Below are 22,345 nucleotides of genomic sequence, written 5' to 3' on the forward strand. Positions count from 1 at the left end.
ACATAGTCTGGAAAGAAGGAATTTTTATGAATGCGGATAAAGTGATGAAAAAATACATCCCGATGACAGAAACGGCGTTTTACATCCTGTTGTCGCTGACAGAGCCGCGGCATGGCTACGGCATCGTCAAGCATGTCGAAGAGATTTCAGGCACCCGGCTGCATCTGGGTTCAGGGACTGTCTACGGTACATTGACGAAGATGCAGAAAGACGGTGTCATTACGGTATTTGCCGACGAAGAACGGAAAACGCTTTATGAAATGACGGATCTTGGCAAACAATTAATCCTTGCAGAAATCGGCAGGCTGAAGGAACTTCATCGGAATGCCGTGAAATACGAGGGGGACTTTTTATGAAAAAAATAATAAAACCGTTTTGGAGCTATGACGTTGAACAAACAGAGGATTGGCTGCAAGAAATGGCTGAGCAAGGATACATTCTGAAAAAATTACACAGAGCATCACGGACTTTCTATTTTGAGCAGGCCGCACCGCAGAACCTTTCATACCGGATCAGCTTTGATCGGAATCAGGGGCCGGTCCTTGCTTCCCGTTTCTTAGAAAACGGCTGGACGATTGCCGCGGCAAGCGGCAAATGGCAGATCCTTCAAAACAGCAAGCCGGCAAATGAAATCAAAGCAGCGCCAGTCCGCCAAGGCGTCATCACCCATAACCGGAATGTTTCCTTCGTTTTCTTTGGCCTTCTTTTTTATTTGCTGGGTGTGCTGCTGGCGAACTTGTCGACGCTTGTTTCCTCCTGGCTGCAAGACGGAACTGTCGCAGTGGAACCAAGTCCGCTATGGGCGATTACCTATCTGTTTCTGGCGCTGACACTTGGAGCCATCGGCCTGGCCATCTACTCGATTGTTAAAATTAAAAAATCCAATCAGGCGATGCTGCAAAAAGAATCCGGGATAGCTGCTGCAAAATGGAAGAGCAGCCAGCCAACTCTGGAAATCCCGGAATCCTCTGGCCGCTTTGTGAAAAAGGCCAAGCTTGGCTGGATGTATGCTCCTGACCGCTTGGAAAGCTGGCTCGAAAAGATGGAGCAGCAAGGCTATCAGCTGCATCACGTCGGTACGATTGGGACCGTGTTTTATTTTGTAAAAGGTGAACCCCGGCGCATGAGCTATCACGCTGAATACATGAGCACGGTTGAAAGCAGTTATTTCTCGATTTATGAAGACGCCGGATGGCTGAAAATTTTTGAATCTTGGTCGGCAATGGAAAAATGGGTGATTTGGTGCCGCGAATATAAAGAAGGCGAAGAAAAACCCCGGATTTATTCGGAGGGAAGCAGCCATTTAAAACGGGCGCGCCGAATGGCCGGCCTTTACACGGTGCTGTTTTTGCCGCTGCTGTTCATCTATGCAGTGAACGCCAATCGGGAATTTCAGGAGTTCATCAACGAAGGCGCCGCGCTTTCTTTGTTCGGGCTGCTACCAGCCATTGCCTTTGTCTTATTCCTTAGCTTCATTTACCGGATGTGGGCGTATTATATCCGGTTGAGAAAAAATTATTCCGTTTTCCATCGTTAAAACGGGCAAGCTTTAAAACTCGCTCTCCTTCTCAAACTGCCCGTATAATGAAGCTATCAACGATTCTTAGAAAGAGGTAAGCCATGATCATTGTCATCGATAACCATGACTCCTTTACGTACAACTTAGTCCATTATCTGGAACAATTTGATGCCGCGCTTTTGGTATTTCAAAATGAACAAATAACAGCAGCTGAAATAATAAAACTGGCGCCTGATTTAATTGTGCTTTCTCCAGGGCCGGGGCGTCCAAAACAGACGGGCGCAACAGGGGAGGTCCTCTCTGAGCTAAGCATGGAAGTTCCCATTCTTGGCGTCTGCCTGGGCCATCAAACCATCATTGAATATTTTGGAGGGACAGTCGTAAAAGGGCAGCAGCCAATGCACGGAAAGGTCTCCCTTATAAACCATAACGAAACAGGAGTGTTTGCAGGGGTTGCTTCGCCGACAAGTGTGGCGCGCTACCACTCGCTTGTGGCAGATGCGGCGAGTTTGCCGGAATTCCTGGAAGTGACAGCTAAGACAGAAGATGGGGTCGTGATGGGCATACGCCACCGTTCGCTGCCAATTACGGGCATACAGTTCCACCCGGAATCCGTGAAAACCTTGGAAGGCTTTCAGATGCTGAAGAACTGTTATGAACAGGCAGTCGCTTGGAAAAAAGACCGGCAGGGAGAGTCAGCGGATGAATCCATATTTGCTTTTTGAATTTCGCAACAGCGAAGGAAAGATTGAACCGAAGGTTTTTACGGATCCGGTCGAAATTTTACAGACAGAACGTTTGGAAGAAATTCCTTTGATGATGGAGAAGATTGAGACTGCCCTCCAAAAAGGATTTTACGCGGCAGGCTATTTGTCTTATGAAGCAGCGCCTGCATTCAACTCGGCAATGAAAGTGAATAAGTCGGCTGAAATGCCTTTGGCCTGGTTTGGGATCTTTGATCAAGTCCATGCGCAGCAGGCTGAATTTCAGGAAGAAGAATACAGCGTATCGGAATGGAAAATGGCCAGCTCGAAAAGCCTTTATCAAGAAGGCATCAGCCGGATTAAAACGGCCATTGAAGAAGGGCATACGTATCAAGTCAATTATACCGAACGGCTGCATGCCGATTTTACGGGCAGCGACCGTTCCTTTTACCGCCAATTGGCCCGCAATCAGCAGGCAGATTACGCCGCTTATCTGGATTTAGGGAAGCATCGGATCCTGTCGGCATCGCCCGAATTGTTTTTCCGTATAAAAGACGGGACCATCGAGGCAAAACCGATGAAAGGCACTGCGAAAAGAGGGCGCACCCTAGCGGAAGATAAGGCAAAAGCGGATGAATTGCTGACTTCTGAAAAAGAGCAGGCGGAAAATTTAATGATCGTTGATTTGCTGCGAAATGATATAAGCCGGTTGGCGAAAAAAGGAACGGTCCACGTATCGGACCTTTATAAAGTGGAGACATACCCGACGGTGCACCAGTTAACTTCGACCGTTAAAGCAGAGCTGCAAGATTCCCTGGCCGTCTTTGATTGGTTTACCGCTTTGTTCCCTTGCGGATCGATCACCGGGGCGCCAAAAGTCAGTACGATGGAATACATTGCAGCGCTTGAACAAACTTCCCGGGATGTGTACTGCGGAGCCATCGGATTCATCACGCCTGAAAAAGAGGCGATCTTCAATGTGCCGATCCGCACGGTCGTCATCGATGCGGAGAAAGAGACGGCGCGCTACGGTGTCGGAGGCGGAATTACCTGGGATTCGACGTCGGAAGGCGAATATCAGGAATTGTACGCGAAAGCAGAAGTGCTGACAGCCAGGCGCCCAGAGTTTCAACTGCTCGAATCGTTGAGGCTGGAAGATGGAAAATATCCTTTGATCGACTACCATATGGAACGGGTGAAGAATTCTGCGGCGTATTTTTATTTCCCGGGAAATGAAAGAAAGCTGCGCAAGCAGTTGAAAGAATGCGCCAAAGCGCATCCGAAAGGTGTCTATAAAGTAAGGCTGCTGCTAAGCAAGACGGGGGAAATAGCAGTAGAGGCGCAGAAAATCACGCCGATAAAGGAGCCGGTTCTCTGTCAATTGGCCCTCGAACCGGTAAATAGCCAAAACCCTTTCCTTTTTCATAAAACAACGCACCGGGAAATTTATGAACAGCACGAATCCGAGGTAGAGGGCGTCTTTACCGTCCTTTTATGGAATGAACAAGGACAGCTGACGGAGTTTGCCATTGGCAATCTTGTCGTGGAGATGAATGGCCGCCTGTATACGCCGCCGGTTGAAAATGGTTTGTTGGTGGGCACGTATCGGCAATTTCTTCTCGACACCGGCAAAATCGAAGAAAAAGAGATTCATAAAAACGACCTGGCAGAATGTGATGCCATCTGGTTTATCAATAGTGTGCGCGGATGGCTTAAAACGAAAATCATTCAATAATTGATCGAAAAAAGCTGCAGAAGCGAAATTCTGCAGCTTTTTTATTGTTGCGGTGAATCGAATAGCCGATTCTTCAACAGGAAAAATTTTGCTATAATTTTATTATTGAGAAAATACAAGCAAGAGAAGAGGTCATCACATGGCACTGGCATTTATTGAGGCGGCGAAGCATAAAAACGATGCATTGGTATTTCCTGCATTCAATTTGTCCTTAGCTGCAGGGGAAGTTTTGGCAATATATTCGAATGTGAACATTCGATCCCAGCTGATGGAATTGCTTTTAGAGAGGAGTTCGCTCTCCCAAGGGAAAATTGAGTTGGCAGGACAGGCGTTAGGCCGAAAATCCGTGAAAATGGGATTTCTATTCTTAAACGATGGCGTATACAAAAGACTGACGGTGTTAGAAGCCTTGCGCTTTTATAAAAACCTTCATAGTTCCTCGGATAAAGTGGACGAGGTCCTTCGGAAAGTCCAGCTGGAGCCGAAGAAAAAAACAAAACTTGAAAAATTGACCCCTTCTGAGCAGCGGCGCATTCAATTGGCCGCGCTGTATTTCCAGAACCCTGACGTTTGGGTGATGGAAGAGCCGGACCAAAACCTGGATATGGAATCAAAGCGGATTTTCCTTTCGCTGTTAAATGAACTTCGGGCAGCGGGGAAGTCTGTTTTTATCTTATCGGGAAACCTGGAAAACGCTGTAACTGCAGCAGATCGCGTATATCGGCTTGATGAAAATGGCCTTTATCAAATCCAAACCTTAGAGGAAGAGCCGGAAGCTGCAGAAGAAGCGGAAGAATCGGCGGCAATAGAGAGCATGCAGCCAATTCGTTTTGAAAAGATCCCGACCAAAGTGAATGAAAAGATTGTTTTGTTTGATCCGCCCGAAATCGATTACATCGAAAGTTCCGAAGGGCAGTCCTTTTTATACGTTAAAGGGGAAGCATTCCCCAGCTATTTTACATTGAGCGAACTTGAACAGCGTTTATTGCCATATGGGTTTTTCCGCTGCCATCGTTCCTATATTGTGAATCTTCAAAAGGTGCGGGAAGTGATTACTTGGACGCGAAACAGCTATAGCCTTGTTTTAGAAGATGCAAAAAAGTCATCGATTCCTTTGTCAAAAAGCAAAATGACCGAGTTAAAGGGAATATTGGGCATGAAATAGGCTCCATTCACCCCGAAAATCACTCCTTTCACCCTAAATATGATGTGCCATCTGTCTTTTCCCTTTAATCTGAAATCAGCAACAGGCAGAAGCCGAAACCGATTCAGGAGGAATGACGAATGGAAAATATCATTGAAGTGAACACGATGGCCAAAATCTTTGCCAACCAGCCGGCAATTGAGGATTTGAGTTTTGCGGTAAAACGGGGAGAGATCTTCGGTTTCCTCGGACCAAGCGGATCCGGGAAGACCACAACGATCAAAATCCTTACCGGCCAGTTGGAGCCGACTGCAGGGAGCGCGACAGTCTTTGGAGAATCCATCTCCAAATTGAAGAAGCCGGAATATCGCCAGCGCTTCGGTGTCCTTACCGACAACAGCGGCTTGTATAAAAGAATGACGGTATACGAAAACTTGAAATTATACTGTGAACTGTACGGCATGCCCCTCAGCAAGATCGATGAGGTGCTGGAATCGGTCAACCTGCAGGAAGACCGGAAGAAAAAAGTTTCCGCTTTATCGAAAGGGATGACGCAGCGTGTGCTTTTGGCTCGTACGCTGCTCCATGCACCGGAGCTGCTGTTTTTGGACGAACCGACTTCAGCGCTTGACCCGGTCAATACCCGCCATATCTACAAAGGGCTCCGGGCCCTGAATGAAAAAGGGACGACGATTTTCCTGACTACGCATGATATGGAAGAAGCGGATACTTTATGCGACCGGGTGGCTTTCCTGAACAAAGGGAAAATCCAGTTGATGGATACACCGGATCAGCTGAAGAAGCGCTATGCGGACGGCACGATGACAGTCGAATTGAAAAATGAAGAAAAAGTGGTGCTGTCTACAGGTACGGAAGATGCGAAGGTTTTGTATGAATACATGAAAAACGGCAAAGTCGCCACCATCCATTCCAACGAACCGACACTCGGCGATATTTTTGTAAAAGCGACAGGGAGGGTATTAGCATGAACCAATCAATCAAACGGGTAAATGCAATTTTCCAAAAGGATTTTAAAGATTTTTCTCGGAATCTAGCGGTTTCGGTCGTCCTCTTTATGCCATTATTTGTAGCGGCACTTTATGGGCGCATGGGCATCGATACGCTTGATGCGCATTATATGATCATTAACTTGACGTTTGCCATGGTCGCAACTTTTGTCCAGTGCTGCCTGATCGCCGAGGAAAAAGAACAGAATACGCTTCGCGGGTTGATGCTGTCGCCGGCAAGCACGGCAGAAATCCTCAGCGGCAAAAGCTTGCTGACGTTTGTACTGACCATCTTGGTTATAGCAGTGGGCGCCTTATTGTCCGAATATCAGCCGGAGAATCTGCTGATTGTGTCGCTTGCGATTGTCTTGTCATCGTTTTTCTACATTGCGTTAGGCACACTGCTTGGCTTATGGGCAAAGTCCGTGATGGAAGCCTCAGTCATCATCCTGCCGGTTCTCGGAATTTTCTCGTTCGGTTCCTTTTTATTGCCTTTGGCAGAGAAGTACCCTGTCTTGGGCGTGGTGGAATATTTGCCGAGTGTGCAGTTGATTGAAATTGCAACGAAAGTGGAAAACGGTGCAGGCTTCAGTGAGACGGCAGCGCAATTTGGCATCATTTTGGTCTGGACAGCAGCAGCCGCCATTTTGACGGCCGTCGTTTATAAAAAGCGAATGGTCGATTAAAAAGGGTTTACAGAAAACGAACAATGGGAATAAAACGAATACCCCCTTTTTTATAAAACAGTTTAATAATAAGGCAGGATGTAACAGACAATAGAGCTGTAAACAACGCCGCGAAGAATTCTTTTGGATTCTTTACGGCGTTTTTTTGTGTCTTTTATTCGATCAGCAGGCAGTGGCCCTGGAGAAAGGCTTTGAAAAAATCCTTAGGAGATGATCTACATGGACCGGTTGGAGCAAGTAGGCGAAAAAGTTGGAATGGTGATGGATGCAGAAATCGAATGGATGGGTGGGGAATGCATCATTAAGAAGCAGCGGACATTGGAAATACGCTCAAACGATTCCCGTTTCTATTGCACCTTGGATCTTGATATCTCATTTGATCATTTAAATGCAGACGGCTCCGCTGACAATAAAGCGGAAATCTATCTTTTGCCGGAAGAATATCCTGCTTTTTTGAACCGATTAAGAAACTATCCGATTCCGTTGCCGACAAATTACCGGCAGCAATTGGTGGCCAATCCGAACATTGTCTGCGTTTATATGAAATCAAAAGAGCCGCCTGAATTTTTCGCAGAGCGGCTGGCGGCAGCTTTGGAAATTATCCAGCAGTTGGACGGGCAAATCTACATGAATTGACGGCAGATAAAATCGATGAATCGAGGATGAGCAAATGCTGGTTAAGTACAAGTAATCATGTGAAAAAATCGCCATGGAATTATTGTCGTTCATGCCGCAGGAGAAGAACTTGAAAACTTTGCGCTAACCACTGCTTCGCTATGAAGAAAATCCAGCGTGGCAATTGTATATGCTGAAAATAAACGGGTGGGAAAGCTGAAGCAGTGAATTTGCACATAATGGATCAAACCGTTCACATAAATAAAACCAAAAGGCGGATGGCAGGCAGTGCTATCTGTCTATTTGATGACCGCTCTAATAAATATAATCTAAATATTCTAAATTTTATTGTATTTTAGTAAAATTCCATTTATACTTAAAAATATTCCATCCAGAAAAAGCATTTCAAAATATTTACAATAAAGCGTACGATTTTATGTTTACAACGATTTCTTGGGAAAGGGGAATGGACATGGAGCGGATGAAAAGGGAAGTATTGGAAGCGGTTTCTGAACGCCAACTGCAATCGTTTAAGAGCCAGTTTATCAAAGAAACGGGTTTTCCTGTCGCGAAAGAGGAGCTTCGGAGCTTCCAATATGCCAAGGAAGTGCTGGAGATTCTTGGAGTAGAAACAAAGTTGAGTTTTCATGACAGCTTTGTCAGTTTGCCGATCCATGCCCGTTTGTCCTTGCAAGGTGAAGAATTCCAGTGTTCAACGCATGCGATGTCCACTTCTACTGGAGAAATCGGGTTGAATGGAAAGCTTCGCTATGTAAAACGGCTGGATGAAAATACAGCGGCTTCCAAAGAAATCGTTTTGACAGAAGGGACAGTTTCCCCGGCAGCAGTCCGAATGGCTGAAAAAGCAGGAGCCAAAGCGGTAATTTTCATTGAAAGCGAAACGGTTCGGAAAGCGCTGTCTATAGATGGTGCAGAAGACAATGCCAATAGTGCCCCTCATTATTTTTCAAGCATCCCGGTTTTATTGATGAATGAAAACGAAGGGGACAAGCTGAAGAATAGCTGGTCCCAAGCGGCAGGAGAGCCTTGCTGTTGGCTGATGACCGAAGTTGAAACAGGCTGGAGGGAAGTTCCGACGCTGACAGCTGAAATCAGAAATCCGGTTTCCACGGATTTTATCCAAGCCAGCAGCACGATCGATTCTGCAGAAAGTGCTGAAACGAATGCCATCCTTTTAGAGATGGCACGGGTCTTATCTTCGCAGAATCTCTTTTTCGATAAATCAATCCGCCTTCTCTTTTTATCCAAGCATTATCAAGTTTCGTGGGAAGAACAGCAAAGTGAATGCCTGCTGCATCTTCACCTTGATGACAGGCACCACGAAGGCTTCGAGCTGAGAAAAGGGAGTCTCCCTGCAGCCGCAAGGGCTTTGATTCAGGCAGAGCGGAACAGCCGAAAGTCTGGGATAACCGATTTGAAAGCAGATTGCCAACAGCATCTTGCCCTTATTCTTGAGGCTTGTACGGACCAACTGCCGTTTGCGCGGAAAACCGACGAAGAAGGATTTAAAGAAGCAAAATAAGAAGACGGGGGAGAATTTTAATATTCTTCCCCTATTTTTATGCCGGCAAATGGGTATACACCAAGAGAGTGGGTCTTAGACGAGAGAAGGAGTGAATTGGATGAAGACATTAGGATTGATCGGCGGCACTGGCCCCGAGTCAACTGTTGAATATTATCAGGCGATTATTTCGAAATTCCAGGAGAAATCCGGAGATTCGGAAAATCTCCCGGAATTTCTGATTAACAGCATTAATATGTATAAGATTTTCGAGCTGCTGGAAAATGGCAAGACGGAAGAATTGACCGATTACTTAGCGGCTGCCATCCATCAAGTAGAAAGAGCGGGTGCAGACTTTGCGGTTCTTGCAGCCAATACGCCGCATATTGTGTTTGATCAAGTACAAGCGAAAGTGAAGATTCCGCTGATCAGCATTGTGGAAGAAACGGCAGAAAAAACGCGCCAGCTCAATATTAAAAATGTCGGGCTGCTTGGAACGAAGTTCACGATGGAAAATAATTTTTTCGTCCAGCCATTTGAAGGGAGCAGCATTCAATTGCAGATGCCGAATGAAGAAGAGCAGCAATACATCCATGAGAAAATCGTTAAGGAATTGGAGAAAGGCATCGTTGAGCCGGATACAAAAGAGCGGTTCCTGGACATTGTTGCCAAGATGGAAGAGCGCGATGGAATCGAAGGGATTATTCTCGGCTGCACCGAATTGCCGATGATCATCAAGCCGGAAGATACAAATATGCATCAGTTGAACACGACGGAGATTCATGTGGACGCGATTGTAGCGGCTATTTTGGAAATGGAGAAATAAAAGGGCCTGGAACTTTGAAAAATGACAAAGTTCCAGGCCCTTTTTGGTTGGATAAATCTATTAGGCATCCAGCAATTTGAACGTATAGCCTTGCTCGCGTATCGCCCGGATTAACTCCGGCAGCATCTTAGCGGTGTGCTGAAGTTCATGGAGCAAAATGATTGCGCCGTCCTCTAAATTGTCGACAACGGTCGGCACAAGATCTTCCGGGTTCTTTTGAAGCTCCCAGTCCATAGAGGCCACCCGCCACATGACGGTTTTTAAATTCAATTCCCGTGCAGCCTTCAAGGTGCCGTCATTGAATTGGCCAAAAGGAGGACGGAAATAAACAGGTTCTGCCCCGGTGATTTCGCGGATCTTTAACGTGCTGTTTTGGATATCCCGATACTGTTCCTCGTAGGAAAGAGCCGTCAGGTTTTTATGCTTAACCGTATGGGTTCCAATTAAATGGCCTTCATCCAAAACTCTTTTCCAAGGGCGTTCCGGGTGGAGGAGGCGCGTCTGCCAAAAGAACGAAGCGGGCACATCCTCCTGTTTCAGGATATCCAGAATTTCGGGCAGCACCCGGCTTGGGCCGTCATCAAACGTAAGGGCGACCGATTTTACAGCTGGATCAGGCTTTAGGCTGGTCACAATTTCAGGGTTGGAAGAGCCGTACACGACTCTGGTGTAATCTACTGCTCAAGGGCTTTTAATCATCGAAAAAACTCCTTTTGATGTCAGATTTCAGCGCCAAAGTATGCATCGGCTGATTGGGATTCGTACGTTTCCTGGTACTCGGATTCCTTGAAGTCTTTCGGAAGCCCGTCAAAAATCACTTTTCCGTCCTTTAATGCCACAATACGCGTCGCATAGCGCTTCGCCAGTTCGATGTCATGGACGTTGATAATGGTCAGCAGCCCAAGGCGTTCGTGCATTTCTTTCAAGAGCGTAAAGATGCGGTCAGACGTGCCAGGGTCCAAGCTTGCGACCGGTTCGTCGCCGAGCAAAACACGCGGCTGCTGGACAAGTGCCCGCGCAATGCCGACACGCTGTTTTTGGCCGCCGCTTAAATTCTCAATCCGGCGATTGGCCATTTCAGCCAGTCCAACTTCGGCGATGACGCTGTTGGCCTGCTTCAGTTCCTCTGCCGTAAACATGCCGAAAAGATTTTTAAAAGAATTGCGGTAGCCGAATGTCCCCGTCATGACATTTTGCAGCACGCTCAAACGGGGAATCAAATTGAAATGCTGAAAAATCATGCCCATTTCCCGGCGTATTTTCCGCAGTTCTTCTTCTTTGGCATGAGTGATGGTTTTTCCATCCAGAAGGATTTCTCCTCCGGTAGGCTTTTGCAAGCCATTAATGCAGCGGATAAAAGTCGATTTTCCCGCGCCGCTTTTTCCGAGAACACAGATAAAATCTCCTTTTTGAAGCGAAAGATTCACGTCCGAAAGCGACTCTTCTGTATTCCCGGCATAAAGCACCGATAAATTCCTTATTTCAATCATGATCCTGCCTCCTTCATATGATCCGCTTCCGAATGTAGCTGGCCAAAAAGTCAATGATGATGACCATGATCATGATGATCAATACATCGAGTGAGACGGAAGAGTATTGGAAGGTCTTGAAATCATTGAACAGCCGCTGCCCGATTCCGCCGCCGCCGATAAACCCGAGAATCAGGGAAGTGCGGATGGCCACTTCGAAGCGATAGAAAAATTGAGACAGCACATTCGGCCAAATCTGCGGCAAAATGCTGAAAAGGTTGGCTACCCAAGTTTTCGATCCGACGGCTTTCATCGCTTCTTGCGGACCGGGATCTGCCGCTTCGATCAATTCCGAAATCAGTTTGCCGAACACGCCGATGTTGTGGAACATAATCGCGATTACGGCAGGGAAGGGTCCAAGGCCTAAAGTGGTCAGCAAGATCAATCCGAATACAATTTCCGGAATCGAGCGCACAAAGCTCAGCGCAATCCGCGAAAATTGGAAAAGAATCGGCGAAGGCGATGTATTGCGCGCAGCCAAGAAGCTGATCGGCAAGGCAATGATCAAGCCGAAGACGCTCCCGAGAAACGCCATCGCCAAAGTTTCAAGCGTATCCTGCACCATATTCGGCAGCAGCGAGAAGTCCATCGGGAACCATTGCGACAGGAAATCGATCATATTGCGGAAATCCTTGAATTTCGACAGATCGAATTCCGTCAGCCGCATGCTGAAGAAAACCAGTAAGATCAGTATAGCTAATGTAAGGAAATTGCTTTTTTTAAACCACACCCGGATCAACTCTATTCTTTAATGATTCCTTGCTGGATTGCTGCTTGTTTAATGCTTTCATAATCTTCGTTTGATGCTTCAGTAAATCCGCTCGCTCCGAAAGCCCCTAAAATTTCAGGATCTTCGATCGCTAAGAACGTTTCCTGTAAAGTTTTGATCGTTTCATCGTCTGTGCTTTCAAGGACTGCCCAAGGGTATTGGAACAATTCTTCCGACTGCCAGATGGTTTTAAACTGTTCGCCGTCCACTTTGCCGGATTCCACCAGCTGATCGTAAATGGCGCTGTCAATCGCTGCTGCATCCACTTGTTTGTTCTGGACCGCTAAAGCCGTCGCATCGTGTGAACCTGTAAAGCGGACCGATGCAAATTTATTGTCATCTTCTGATTTGTAGATGCCTTGCTCCTGCAATTCAATCATCGGGATCAAAGCGCCTGATGTAGAGTTCGGGTCACCGAATGCAAAATTCGTTTCCCCGGCACTTGCCACCAAATCTTCCATGGAAGTCAACGGGCTGTCTTTATGGGTCACGATATAAGAATGGTAATAAGGGACGCCGTCGATCAACTGGGTAATGATCGCTTTGGCGTTGCTGTTCGCTTCCGCAATGACGTAAGTTAAAGGCCCTAAATAAGCCATATCGATCTGATCGTAATTCATGGCTTCTACTACGCCGTTATAGTCTGGGTAGACTTCAACGGAAACTTCGCGGTCAAGCTCTTCGCTGAGGAGCTTTTGAAGCTTTTTCATCGCCGTATCCATTTCACCTTCTGTTTGAACCGGAATAACGCCGATCGTGAAGGCGTCTTTCGCTTCTTCTTTGCTGCCTGAATCTGAGTTTTCTTCTTCTGAAGCATTGCCGCAGGCTGACAAAATCAATGCCAAGACCAATGCGAATGCCAATAAATTCCACTTTTTCAACTTGCACACCTCGTTTTTAGTATGGTTCCATTAAATTGGAAAACAAGGGCTCATCGAGAGCCCTTGCGGTTTAACTGTTCGGTTGCCGATTCAATTTCAAAGATCAAATGACGTGGATCCGTCCGGCATTCTCGCTTGTCACTTCCCCGACAATCGAAGATTGGACATTGCGTGCCAGCAAGTCGCGCTGCAGCGCATCCGCTTGGTCGGCAGGGACAGAAATCAGAAGTCCGCCGGATGTTACAGCGTCGCACAGGATCAACTGATCGAGTTTGCTGATTTCACTGCTGTAGTCGATGTCTTCTGCCAACCAGCTATGGTTCTTGTAAGTGCCGCCCGGAATCACATGCTTCTCAGCAAGCTCTCTTGCTTTGGAAAGCACGGGAACATCCTTATTGGAGATGGTGACGCCGACGTTTCCGCCTTTTGCGATTTCCATCGTATGCCCAAGGAGGCCGAAGCCGGTGATGTCCGTACAAGCGTTGACGTCGTAGTTTTCCATCGCTTCTGCGGCGTCTTTGTTCAGCATGGCCATAACGTTCATGACTTCGTCCAGGTCTTCTTTTTCCAGAATGTCCTGTTTAATGGCGGTCGTTAAGATGCCGACGCCGATCGGTTTCGTCAAAATCAGCCGGTCGCCCGGTTTGGCGCCCGCATTCGAACGGATGCGGTCCGGATGGATGGTCCCGGTGACGGAAAGGCCGAACTTCGGTTCCTTATCGTCAATGGAATGCCCGCCGACCAAGGTCGCGCCGGATTCTTTCACTTTATCGGAAGCCCCGGCTAAAATATCCGCCAAGATGCTTTTATCCAATGTATTGATCGGGAAAGCCACGATATTCATGACCGTCAGCGGTTTGCCTCCCATGGCATAAACGTCGCTCAAGGAGTTTGCGGCACCGATTTGCCCGAACATGTAAGGATCGTCGACAATCGGTGTGAAAAAGTCCAAAGTCTGCACAAGTGCGACTTCGTCATTGATTTTGTAGACACCTGCATCATCAGCTGTATCCAAGCCGACAAGCAGATTCGGGTCTTGCACATTTCTCGGTAAATGGCGCAGAACCTGCGCCAGGTCCTCAGGACCAATTTTGCAGCCTCAGCCGCCTTTAGTTGATAAAGTCGTTAAACGCACGTTTTCTTTTTCAGCCATTTGTTTTCTCTCCTTTGATAAGTCAGTTTAAAAGATTGTTGTAGATTTCGAGGAACTTTTCTGCCTCGTTCTGGCCAGAATGCTTTTCCGCAATCCGCTTTTTGGCATTCATCCCGACTTTCCGCCTCAGTCCGCTATTTTCCATCAAGAGCTCCGCATAGTCTATAAATTCCGATGGGCTCTTGTAAAGCAAACCCGTTTCCATATGAGACACAATGCCATTATTGCCTTGGACATCGGAAACCAATACAGCACATCCATATCCCATCGCTTCCAGAATTGCGGCAGGTTGGCCTTCGGCAAGGGAAGTGTTGAGCAGGACATCTGCCTGGCCGTAAAGAGACCCCATGGAAGAGTGGGGGAGCTGGCCAAGATAAGAAACCCAGCCCCTGTATTTTTGCACCAGCCGCAACACCATTTCGCCTTCGCTTTCTTCCAGGATCGGGCCCACAATCCACAGCCGAAGCTCCGGTTTCACTTTGTGGAGTCCGGCCAGCATTTCAATCGCTTCCGGCACATTTTTCACTTTGCGGATGCCTGCCGGCAGAATGAAAAGGAACGTATTCGGTTCTTTCAATGCAGGAGCATCCATTTCAGAAAAAACGCTGTTGCCTTGTGCGATGACCGAAATCTTCCCGGCGATTTCCGGCAATTCTTCTACTAGTATGCCCTTCGCCTGCTCATCAAAAACATGGACAGCTGATGCGCCTCTTAAAGAAGAGAGGACATCCTTCCGTTTGTCCTTGTCGAATAAGTCGAGGTTTAGGTCAGTTCCGGTCAATGTGACCACATACTTTTCAGGCGGGACAGCCAGTTTCTTCATAAACTGATAAAACTGGTAGGCATGGAAGCCGTGCACTAGATCAGCTTCCGGCAACGGCTTTGCAGCAGCATCGCCGGTTGTCGAGAGGATCGTGGTTTCAACCCCCAGCTTTTGCAGGTTATCGGAAATTCGCTGTACGGTTACCGTATTTCCGCGGGGCTGAGGAAAATTAGGTGCAGCCAAAATAATTTTCATGCTTTTCAGTCCTTCATCTACTCGATTTTGAGTATGGTTGAGGAAATATAGAATAGAAATTCCTTTATCAATTATCATGAATTCATGCTAATTTGTCACTTTTAATGCTTTACTGCACTGAAAAGGAAAAGTTTGAAGAGGCTCAGGCAAATTCAGTACAAAAATAAAAAACCGCCAAACGGCGATTTTCCTCAATTATGTATGGCGGGATTGTGTGGGAATCGAACCCACCGAGCCTGGCACGCAGGCCCCTCAGGGTTTTGAAGACCCAGGAAGACACCAGTCACCCATCCAACCCCATAGATGAACCTGTTTCAGTTTATACCGAAAAAAAGAGGAGTGCAACAAAGCTGTTTTCTGGAAAAATTCCTTTTCTTGAATACACACCCGCCAAAGATTAAAGTAAAGATACGAATCACTCAAAGAAAGTGTGTGAAGGCAATGGCGGAAACGTATTATACGATTGGAATGGCCGGACATATCGACCACGGGAAGACGGCTTTGACGAAAGCTTTGACGAACATCGACACGGACCGGCTGAAAGAAGAAAAAGAGCGGGGCATTTCCATTGAGCCTGGGTATGCACCATTAAAAACAGAAGACGGCACCCATATTTCGATAGTCGATGTGCCAGGGCATGAAAAATTCATCCGTCAAATGATTGCAGGTGTCGCAGGCATCGACTTGGTTGTTCTCGTTGTGGCAGCGGATGAAGGCGTAATGCCGCAAACGGAAGAGCATCTTGAAATTCTTCAATTCCTCGGCATCAAGCGCTGCATCGTAGCGATTTCGAAAATCGACCGGGTCGATGGAGAGATGCTCGAACTTGTCGAAGAGGATATCCGGGACCGATTGACGGGCACCATCTTTGAAGAAGCGCCGTATGTCTTGGTGGACAGCTTGTCCGGGAAAGGCATTGAAGAATTGAAAACCGCCATTTCCCAGCAGCTCAAACAAGTGGCGCTTCGCGACGCCTATGGATCTTTTCGCTTGCCCGTTGATCAGGTTTTTTCGGTTCAGGGCCAAGGAACGGTAGTGAGGGGGACAATTTACGAAGGGGCCGTCCAAAAAGGAAGCCAATTGACGGTCTTGCCGAAAGGCCTGAGCGTGAAAGCGCGGCAAATTCAAGTTCATAACGAAGAACAGGAAGTGGCTCGGGCTGGCCAGCGGACTGCCATCAATCTGGGGGGGATTGAAAGAGAAGAAATCTCCCGGGGAGATGTCCTTGTAACGTCCGATCATTTCCTTGTGACGGATACGATAGATATTGCCCTGAAACTTGTCGATCGTACTTTCATTCCTTTGAAGCAGCGGGCTCCAGTCAAAATCCACACCGGCACATCTGAAGTAATGGGCAGGATCGTGTTTTTTGACCGCAACGAGTTAGCAGCGAGCAAAAAGGAAGTGCTGTGCCAAATCCGGCTCGATGAAGAAATTGTCGTGCGCCGGGGCGACCGGTTGATTCTCCGCAGGCCGACACCTGTGGAGACGCTTGGCGGCGGCTGGGTGATCCAGCCAAAAGGCGGGAAATACCGCTTTGGAGCAGAAACCGTCGCCAAGCTGGAGAAGATAAAAGAAGGCACACCGGTAGACCTGTTGGCGGATATACTTCAAAAATACATCGTTCTTGATTTCAAAGAGCTGATCCAGCACACTTCGTTGGATGAGGCGGCTTTAAAAGAGGCGATAGGAGAAGCATTAAGCAAAGGGATCCTCCTTGAAATTGCCGGTCAACGCTATAGCTTGCTTAACTCTTTCAGCAAACTAACCGATGAATTAAAAGAGCGGCTGACTGCATTCCATGAAGCATTTCCGATGAGGCCAGGCCAAGGGAAAGCCGAGCTGATTCAGGGATTCAGCACTGTTTATCCAAAGCCGTTCATCGAATACACATTAGATCAAGCAGCGAAAGATGGCGGGCTGAAAAAAGCGGATCAATTTATCGCGCTCGGTTCTTTTGAGCCGCACCTGCCAAAACAATGGAAGGCGCGGATGGAACAAATCGTTGCAGCCCTTCAAAAAGACGGGCTTCAGGCAGGCAAATGGGACAGCTACATTACGGGCACCCCGATACCAAAACAAGAGTTGCTGGATCTGACATTCTACCTTTTAGAGACAGGGCAAGCTCATCGGCTGACTGAAGATGTTTTGATCCACCATACAGCTTTGGATCAATCGGCAGCTGAACTGAAAGCAGCAACAGGCCAAGCCTTTACGTTAAAAGAAGCGAAAGATGTCCTTGGGGTTTCAAGAAAATATTTGATTCCATTCTTGGAATTGCTGGACCGATTGAAGCTAACAGTCCGAACAGATGAAGAGAGAAAATGGACTGAGATCTAAAAAAAGTAATGGGAAATGGGGAAATAGGATGAGAGATTATCTTCGCGAAATTCCGCCCGTCCATGAATTGCAGAAAGACGCACGATTCACAGCACTGCTGGACGAACAGCAATTGACTGCAGGACAGGCGACAAAATTCATCCAACAGGAAATCCATGCACTTCGTGAACGGCTTCTGTACGGAAAATTGCCGTATGAGCCGGAAAATCCGGATTTTCCGGAAATGATTTTTGCGAACGCCCAGAAAAAGGCGGCCAAGTGGAATGAAGACCGGCTCATGCGCGTCATCAACGGCACCGGCACAGTCCTCCATACCAACCTGGGGCGTTCGAAATTGAGTGAACGGGCAGTGGAGCATGTGGCAAGAACGGCCAGGCATTATTCGAATTTGGAATACCGGGTTGCAGACGGCAAGCGCGGGTCCCGCCACGAACTGATTGAAGGATTGATAAAGGAAGTGACCGGAGCAGAAGCAGCAATGGTCGTGAACAGTAACGCTGCGGCAGTGTTCTTGGTGTTGTCTGCGCTGGCGAAAAACCGTGAAGTGATTGTGTCCCGGGGGCAATTGGTCGAAATCGGCGGTTCTTTCCGCGTATCTGCCATTATGGAAGAAAGCGGCGCGCATCTGGTCGAAGTCGGCACGACGAATAAAACCCATCTTGCCGATTACGAAACCGTCTTATCAGAAGAAACCGCCATGATCATGAAAGTCCATACAAGCAATTTCAAAATGATCGGCTTCACGGAAAGCGTAGACACACAGAACCTCGTTGAACTGAAAAACAACAACGAAGGGTTAGTGTTCTATGAAGATCTGGGAAGCGGCGCTTTGTACGACTTTAAAAAGCATGGCATCGGCGACGAGCCGCTTGTCAAAGAAGTGATCGAAGCGGGGGTAGACCTCGTGTCCTTCAGCGGAGACAAACTGCTTGGAGGCCCGCAGGCAGGCATCATTGCCGGGAAAAAGGAATTGATCGATCGACTCAAAAAACACCAGTTGGCGCGCGTATTAAGAGTGGATAAAATGACTTTTGCCGCTTTGGAAGAAACATTAAAAGCCTATCTTTCCGGAGAAGGAAAGACCTTGGAGCTTCCGACCGTACGGGACATCATGAAACCTTACGAGGAAATCCAGAAGCAAACCGAAGATTTTGCGGCTGAAATGGCGCTCCAGGCAGATGCCTTCCAAATCGACATCAAAGAAAGTGCTTCGCAAATAGGCGGAGGCACGATGCCGGGCGTGGAATTGCCGACTTGCATTGCGGCAATATCGCATGAACACTACTCCGCCCAGCAGCTTTCCAAGAAACTGCGGAACTGCCATCCGCCCATCATTGCCCGGATTGAAGACGAAAAGGTCTGTTTGGATTTCCGGACAATCGATTCCAGCGAGATGCTGGAAATCGTTAGTGGATTTCAAAAACTTCAGTAAGAAGGCAAATCAAAAAAGCGCAAAGCCATCCTTGGCTTGCGCTTTTTTCATGCAAAAATGGAGCGTTGCAGCAAGAGGTTTTGTTAGAAAATGCGCGAACCGTCTGGCACCAATTCGTCCGGCCTCAAAAGAACCACATCCCCTTCTTCAGGAACGCCGCCGATTACCAAAACTTCAGATTTAAAACCCGCTATTCGCCTTGGCGGCAAATTCACGACGCCGACAACCTGCCGTCCGAGAAGGCCTTCTGCTGTATAGCGACGGGTGATTTGTGCGGAAGAATGCTTGATGCCGAGTTCTTCGCCAAAATCGATTTCCAATTTGACAGCAGGTTTTCGCGCTTCTGGAAAAGGATGGGCTGCAATGACCGTGCCTACCCGCATATCTACTCTAAGAAAGTCTTCAATGTGCATTATATAAAACAACCTTTCGCCTATTTTCGTGCACATCCCTTTTCGCCGTTGTAAAAACATCAAAAAGAATGCGTAAACCCATTCTAGAAAACTTACTTGAAGTTTTCTTTGCCGAATTTAAGCTTTTCTTATCTTTTTTGAAGGATTCTGTAATGAAGAGGAGAAATTCCTTCATGGTTTCCGAACCATCTGATAAAAGAGGAGGAATTCTCAAATCCCAATTCTTCGCTAATTTTCGTAATCGGCCAAGCGGAAACCGCGAGAAGATTTTTGGCTTCTGTTAAACGCAGATCAGAAATATAGCGGGTGAAGCTTTTCCCGGTTTGTTTTTTAAACCAGGCCGAGTAATAGACAGGATGATAATGCTCAATAGCTGCCAACGTTTCCAGTCCGATCGGTTCCTTAAAGTGTTGATGGATGTAATCGATGGAAGGCGGGATGGGCTTTGGCAGTTTACTGATGATGTACCGGGTCAACTCCATTAAAGAGGAGCTGGAGAAGGAAGAATGGAGTTCCTCCAGCAATAGATGCCGGATGGCAGACCATTGGGAATCGAAGGCGATGTCCACTTTGCTGCCGAGTTCAGGCAAATACTGGAGCGGGACATCCAAAATCAAAAATTCATTTCTTTCCTTAGATCGGTAATGGTGATCCAGTTTAGGCGGAAGGTAAAGAATCTTGGTGGAATCCACCTTTATTTCCTGCTCCTTCACTTTAATTTCCACAGACCCGTGCAAAGGGAAAAGAAATTGTCCATACTCGTGCTGGTGGGAAACCAAATCTTTTTGATATGTCCTTTTTTCGCAGATGACGTGATTGAGCATTGGCATTTTTCATTCCTCATTTTCAGATGAATTTAACGTGCTATATTTTGAGAATAAAATAGAAAATTTCGTTATTATGAGAATAACATGCAGTTTCCTTGCCGGTAATATTTTCTCTAAAGAGTTGCTAAAAATTAATGAATGGAAACGTGAAGGGGAGGAAAAATATGAGCGGAATAAAATTAATCCAGGACTTTCAAAAAGATCTTTCCAAGTATTCACCGGAACAGCTGAAATACATTCCGAAAGAAGGGGTATGGTCTCTCGGCCAGATGTACGATCATATCATTTTAGTGGCGCATGAATATTTGGATAATGTAGAAGTGTGTGCCGGTTTAAAGGAAGAACAGCCTCTCGGAAAAACAGCAGCAGGAGAACAGCTTTTTAGAGCAGGTGGATTTCCCCCGGTAAAAATCAGGCTGCCGGATGAAATGAATGCACCGCCCAATAATACTGATACGAAGGGCGAACTGGACAGCAGACTGGACGCGTTGGCAGAAAGATTGGCAAGTTGGGAACCGAAAGTGAACTCCATTCATCCGAACCTCAAAGTGGAGCATGGCGGATTTGGCTGGCTGAATGCGAAGGAATGGTACGCCTTAGTGGAAATGCATTCCCGCCATCATTTGCGCCAGCAAAAGGAATTGGAGGGCTATCTCTGAATGAAGCATTTTTCAGGGGGAAGTGCGGAAGTTACGGAAGATGGAGAAATAAATGAGAGGGAGTTGAATTTGCTTGGTTGATAAAGAAACACAAATCAAAATCTTGCTTTATGGAAATGCATTCCACTTTGCCTGTGAGACGCTTGGTGTGAAAAATATGTACGATCACAGCTATTCGGAAGTTTTTACCGTCAGTAAAGAGGAGGTATTGGCGTATACAGCGGTCCATGGCCTTCCGCACAATGAACGGACGGGCAAAGAGGATCGAAACGAAGGGTTTCATTTCTATGAAGAAGATGGGGAATGGGTGACGTTCTTCAGGGAACGGGGCCATATCTACGATGAAAAGAAATTCAAAGACAGCGAACCCGCCCATCGCTACATTGTCGAGACGTGGCTGAAGCTTAGCGGAACAGGGCTATTTTAGCCAGTGCTCGGATGAATGCTGGAAATCGGAAACTATTGCTTGGCAACGAGAGCAGTTTTGCCAAAAACAAAACAGCATCCGACGGCTGAAAAATGGCCGAGCCTCCAATGCCGGACCCCTTTCACAACGAATAGGAGAATTGCTTGCTGCAAAAAAAAGCAGAGATCCAGCTTTCCCTGGAATCCCTGCTTTTACAATGATTGAATTTGTTTAATTAAGAAAGAGAAGCCAGAACCAGCCCGATGGAAGCGTAGATGATGACGGTAGAGAAAATGACCATCATATGGATGAGGGAGAACAGGAACATCTTGTTTGCCCAATCCTTCACTTTCATTTTTCGTGAGCCGAACAGGCTGAGGCCCAGCCAGATCAAGCCAAGCAGCAAGGAAACCAAGGTCAGTCCCAGGCTTAGCGGCAGGAACAGGAAGCTCGACAGCACCAACAGCACCAAATAGATATTGCTCTGAAGGAAAGTGCGTTTTGCCCCTTTTGCCACTGGCAGCATAGGAATTTTTGCCGCCGCGTAGTCATCATGCTTACGGATGGCGATCGCATAGAAATGCGGCATTTGCCAGATGACCATGATCAAAAATAAGGCCCAGCAAGCCGGGTGCCAAATGTCCGGTGCGACAGCTGCCCAGCCGATTAAAGGGGGCATGGCTCCGGAAATGCTTCCTACTTCTGTATTCCAGATCGTATGGCGCTTAGTCCACATCGTATAAGGGACGACATAGAAAAACACCCCTAAAAAGCCAAGAAATGCGGCTAATGGAGAAGTGAAAGACAATAGCGTCAAACCGATTATAAGCAACAGGCTGGCGACGACGGCGACTTTCTTAATGGAAATGGATCCGGTTACGGTCGGACGCCCTTTTGTGCGGGCCATCACAGCGTCGATATCCCGGTCGTATATATTATTGAATGAACCAGAGGCACCGATGATAAGGGCCGTTCCGATAAAAGCCAGAACAATGTCGCCGATATGATCGATAAAGCGGTACTCGTATGTGTATAAAGCGAGCATCAGTCCTGCCACCATGGGAATCAGATTCGATTTGATGATTCCGGTTTTCACGACTTGCGCCCATAAATTTTTCTGTGATTGCTTTTTCATTATTTACAATATCTCCTCTTATAGC

General features: G+C 47.1%; 23 protein-coding genes and 1 tRNA gene. 14 read left to right on the forward strand and 10 right to left on the reverse strand.

Translation table 11 applies throughout. From position 1 onward, the window contains the following. Positions 1-26 precede the first annotated feature (26 nt). The 10 genes from MTR82_RS03500 to MTR82_RS03545 all read left to right on the forward strand — a co-directional run bounded on the left by MTR82_RS03500 (position 27) and on the right by MTR82_RS03545 (position 9,758). Positions 27-356 carry a PadR family transcriptional regulator gene (locus MTR82_RS03500; protein ID WP_246807744.1) on the forward strand — a complete coding sequence of 110 codons (330 nt, stop codon included), beginning with the start codon at positions 27-29 and terminating at the stop codon, positions 354-356. Further along, positions 353-1,537 carry a DUF2812 domain-containing protein gene (locus MTR82_RS03505; protein WP_246807746.1) on the forward strand — a complete coding sequence of 395 codons (1,185 nt, stop codon included), beginning with the start codon at positions 353-355 and terminating at the stop codon, positions 1,535-1,537. The genes MTR82_RS03500 and MTR82_RS03505 overlap by 4 nt, the downstream gene beginning before the upstream one ends. A gap of 83 nt (positions 1,538-1,620) precedes the next feature. Beyond that, on the forward strand, positions 1,621-2,244 hold the full coding sequence (locus MTR82_RS03510) for an anthranilate synthase component II (RefSeq protein ID WP_246807747.1): 624 nt from the start codon (positions 1,621-1,623) through the stop codon (positions 2,242-2,244). Next, positions 2,222-3,958 carry an aminodeoxychorismate synthase component I gene (gene pabB, locus MTR82_RS03515; protein WP_246807748.1) on the forward strand — a complete coding sequence of 579 codons (1,737 nt, stop codon included), beginning with the start codon at positions 2,222-2,224 and terminating at the stop codon, positions 3,956-3,958. The genes MTR82_RS03510 and pabB overlap by 23 nt, the downstream gene beginning before the upstream one ends. Positions 3,959-4,097: 139 nt before the next feature. Beyond that, positions 4,098-5,123 carry a LytTR family transcriptional regulator DNA-binding domain-containing protein gene (locus MTR82_RS03520; protein ID WP_052649817.1) on the forward strand — a complete coding sequence of 342 codons (1,026 nt, stop codon included), beginning with the start codon at positions 4,098-4,100 and terminating at the stop codon, positions 5,121-5,123. Positions 5,124-5,242: 119 nt separating this feature from the next. After that, a complete protein-coding gene (locus MTR82_RS03525; RefSeq protein WP_052649819.1) occupies positions 5,243-6,091 on the forward strand; it encodes an ABC transporter ATP-binding protein in 849 nt (282 codons plus the stop codon). Next, positions 6,088-6,795, forward strand: a complete 708-nt coding sequence (locus MTR82_RS03530) for an ABC transporter permease (RefSeq protein ID WP_246807749.1) — start codon at positions 6,088-6,090, stop codon at positions 6,793-6,795. The genes MTR82_RS03525 and MTR82_RS03530 overlap by 4 nt, the downstream gene beginning before the upstream one ends. 219 nt (positions 6,796-7,014) lie before the next feature. Continuing rightward, positions 7,015-7,431 (forward strand): hypothetical protein, encoded by a 417-nt coding sequence (locus MTR82_RS03535; protein WP_246807751.1) that lies wholly within the window; start codon positions 7,015-7,017, stop codon positions 7,429-7,431. 451 nt (positions 7,432-7,882) lie between these two features. Next, positions 7,883-8,953: a protease-associated domain-containing protein gene (locus MTR82_RS03540; RefSeq protein WP_246807752.1), complete on the forward strand. Its 1,071-nt coding sequence runs from the start codon at positions 7,883-7,885 to the stop codon at positions 8,951-8,953. 100 nt (positions 8,954-9,053) lie between these two features. Further along, positions 9,054-9,758 (forward strand): aspartate/glutamate racemase family protein, encoded by a 705-nt coding sequence (locus MTR82_RS03545; RefSeq protein WP_246807753.1) that lies wholly within the window; start codon positions 9,054-9,056, stop codon positions 9,756-9,758. A gap of 60 nt (positions 9,759-9,818) precedes the next feature. Here MTR82_RS03545 and MTR82_RS03550 read toward each other — a convergent pair whose 3' ends face one another. The 7 genes from MTR82_RS03550 to MTR82_RS03580 all read right to left on the reverse strand — a co-directional run bounded on the left by MTR82_RS03550 (position 9,819) and on the right by MTR82_RS03580 (position 15,407). Further along, positions 9,819-10,418 carry a polysaccharide deacetylase family protein gene (locus MTR82_RS03550; RefSeq protein ID WP_234398903.1) on the reverse strand — a complete coding sequence of 200 codons (600 nt, stop codon included), beginning with the start codon at positions 10,416-10,418 and terminating at the stop codon, positions 9,819-9,821. Between the two features lie 59 nt (positions 10,419-10,477). Continuing rightward, a complete protein-coding gene (gene phnC / locus MTR82_RS03555) occupies positions 10,478-11,248 on the reverse strand; it encodes a phosphonate ABC transporter ATP-binding protein (RefSeq protein WP_052649828.1) in 771 nt (256 codons plus the stop codon). 13 nt (positions 11,249-11,261) lie between these two features. After that, the gene (gene phnE, locus MTR82_RS03560) at positions 11,262-12,017 is read right to left on the reverse strand and encodes a phosphonate ABC transporter, permease protein PhnE (RefSeq protein ID WP_052649829.1); all 756 of its coding nucleotides are present in this window, start codon (positions 12,015-12,017) and stop codon (positions 11,262-11,264) included. An 11-nt stretch (positions 12,018-12,028) separates the two neighbouring features. Then, positions 12,029-12,937: a phosphate/phosphite/phosphonate ABC transporter substrate-binding protein gene (phnD, locus tag MTR82_RS03565; protein ID WP_052649831.1), complete on the reverse strand. Its 909-nt coding sequence runs from the start codon at positions 12,935-12,937 to the stop codon at positions 12,029-12,031. Positions 12,938-13,040: 103 nt separating this feature from the next. Continuing rightward, positions 13,041-14,090 (reverse strand): selenide, water dikinase SelD, encoded by a 1,050-nt coding sequence (selD, locus tag MTR82_RS03570; protein WP_246807754.1) that lies wholly within the window; start codon positions 14,088-14,090, stop codon positions 13,041-13,043. Between the two features lie 22 nt (positions 14,091-14,112). Continuing rightward, the gene (locus MTR82_RS03575; RefSeq protein ID WP_246807755.1) at positions 14,113-15,108 is read right to left on the reverse strand and encodes a glycosyltransferase family 4 protein; all 996 of its coding nucleotides are present in this window, start codon (positions 15,106-15,108) and stop codon (positions 14,113-14,115) included. 202 nt (positions 15,109-15,310) lie between these two features. After that, positions 15,311-15,407, reverse strand: a tRNA-Sec gene (locus tag MTR82_RS03580). A gap of 142 nt (positions 15,408-15,549) precedes the next feature. On the opposite strand from MTR82_RS03580, the gene selB reads away from it, so the two are divergent. Next, entirely contained in the window at positions 15,550-17,448 is a 1,899-nt protein-coding gene (gene selB / locus MTR82_RS03585; protein WP_246807756.1) for a selenocysteine-specific translation elongation factor, read from the forward strand. A gap of 28 nt (positions 17,449-17,476) precedes the next feature. Further along, the gene (selA, locus tag MTR82_RS03590) at positions 17,477-18,880 is read left to right on the forward strand and encodes an L-seryl-tRNA(Sec) selenium transferase (protein ID WP_246807757.1); all 1,404 of its coding nucleotides are present in this window, start codon (positions 17,477-17,479) and stop codon (positions 18,878-18,880) included. Between the two features lie 83 nt (positions 18,881-18,963). On the opposite strand, the gene csaA is transcribed toward selA, so the two are convergent. Together csaA and MTR82_RS03600 are read right to left on the reverse strand one after the other, a co-directional pair. Further along, positions 18,964-19,296: a chaperone CsaA gene (gene csaA, locus MTR82_RS03595; RefSeq protein WP_246808555.1), complete on the reverse strand. Its 333-nt coding sequence runs from the start codon at positions 19,294-19,296 to the stop codon at positions 18,964-18,966. Positions 19,297-19,421: 125 nt separating this feature from the next. Further along, positions 19,422-20,123, reverse strand: a complete 702-nt coding sequence (locus tag MTR82_RS03600; RefSeq protein ID WP_246807758.1) for an AraC family transcriptional regulator — start codon at positions 20,121-20,123, stop codon at positions 19,422-19,424. A gap of 161 nt (positions 20,124-20,284) precedes the next feature. Here MTR82_RS03600 and MTR82_RS03605 point away from each other — a divergent pair, with 161 nt between their 5' ends. Both MTR82_RS03605 and MTR82_RS03610 read left to right on the forward strand, forming a co-directional pair. After that, the gene (locus MTR82_RS03605) at positions 20,285-20,779 is read left to right on the forward strand and encodes a DinB family protein (protein ID WP_246807759.1); all 495 of its coding nucleotides are present in this window, start codon (positions 20,285-20,287) and stop codon (positions 20,777-20,779) included. A gap of 73 nt (positions 20,780-20,852) precedes the next feature. Beyond that, positions 20,853-21,206 (forward strand): hypothetical protein, encoded by a 354-nt coding sequence (locus MTR82_RS03610; RefSeq protein ID WP_246807760.1) that lies wholly within the window; start codon positions 20,853-20,855, stop codon positions 21,204-21,206. 214 nt (positions 21,207-21,420) lie between these two features. Here MTR82_RS03610 and cyoE read toward each other — a convergent pair whose 3' ends face one another. After that, positions 21,421-22,320 carry a heme o synthase gene (cyoE, locus tag MTR82_RS03615; protein WP_246807762.1) on the reverse strand — a complete coding sequence of 300 codons (900 nt, stop codon included), beginning with the start codon at positions 22,318-22,320 and terminating at the stop codon, positions 21,421-21,423. Positions 22,321-22,345 lie beyond the last annotated feature (25 nt).

Source organism: Planococcus ruber (assembly GCF_022819085.1).
Classification (GTDB): domain Bacteria; phylum Bacillota; class Bacilli; order Bacillales_A; family Planococcaceae; genus Planococcus; species Planococcus ruber.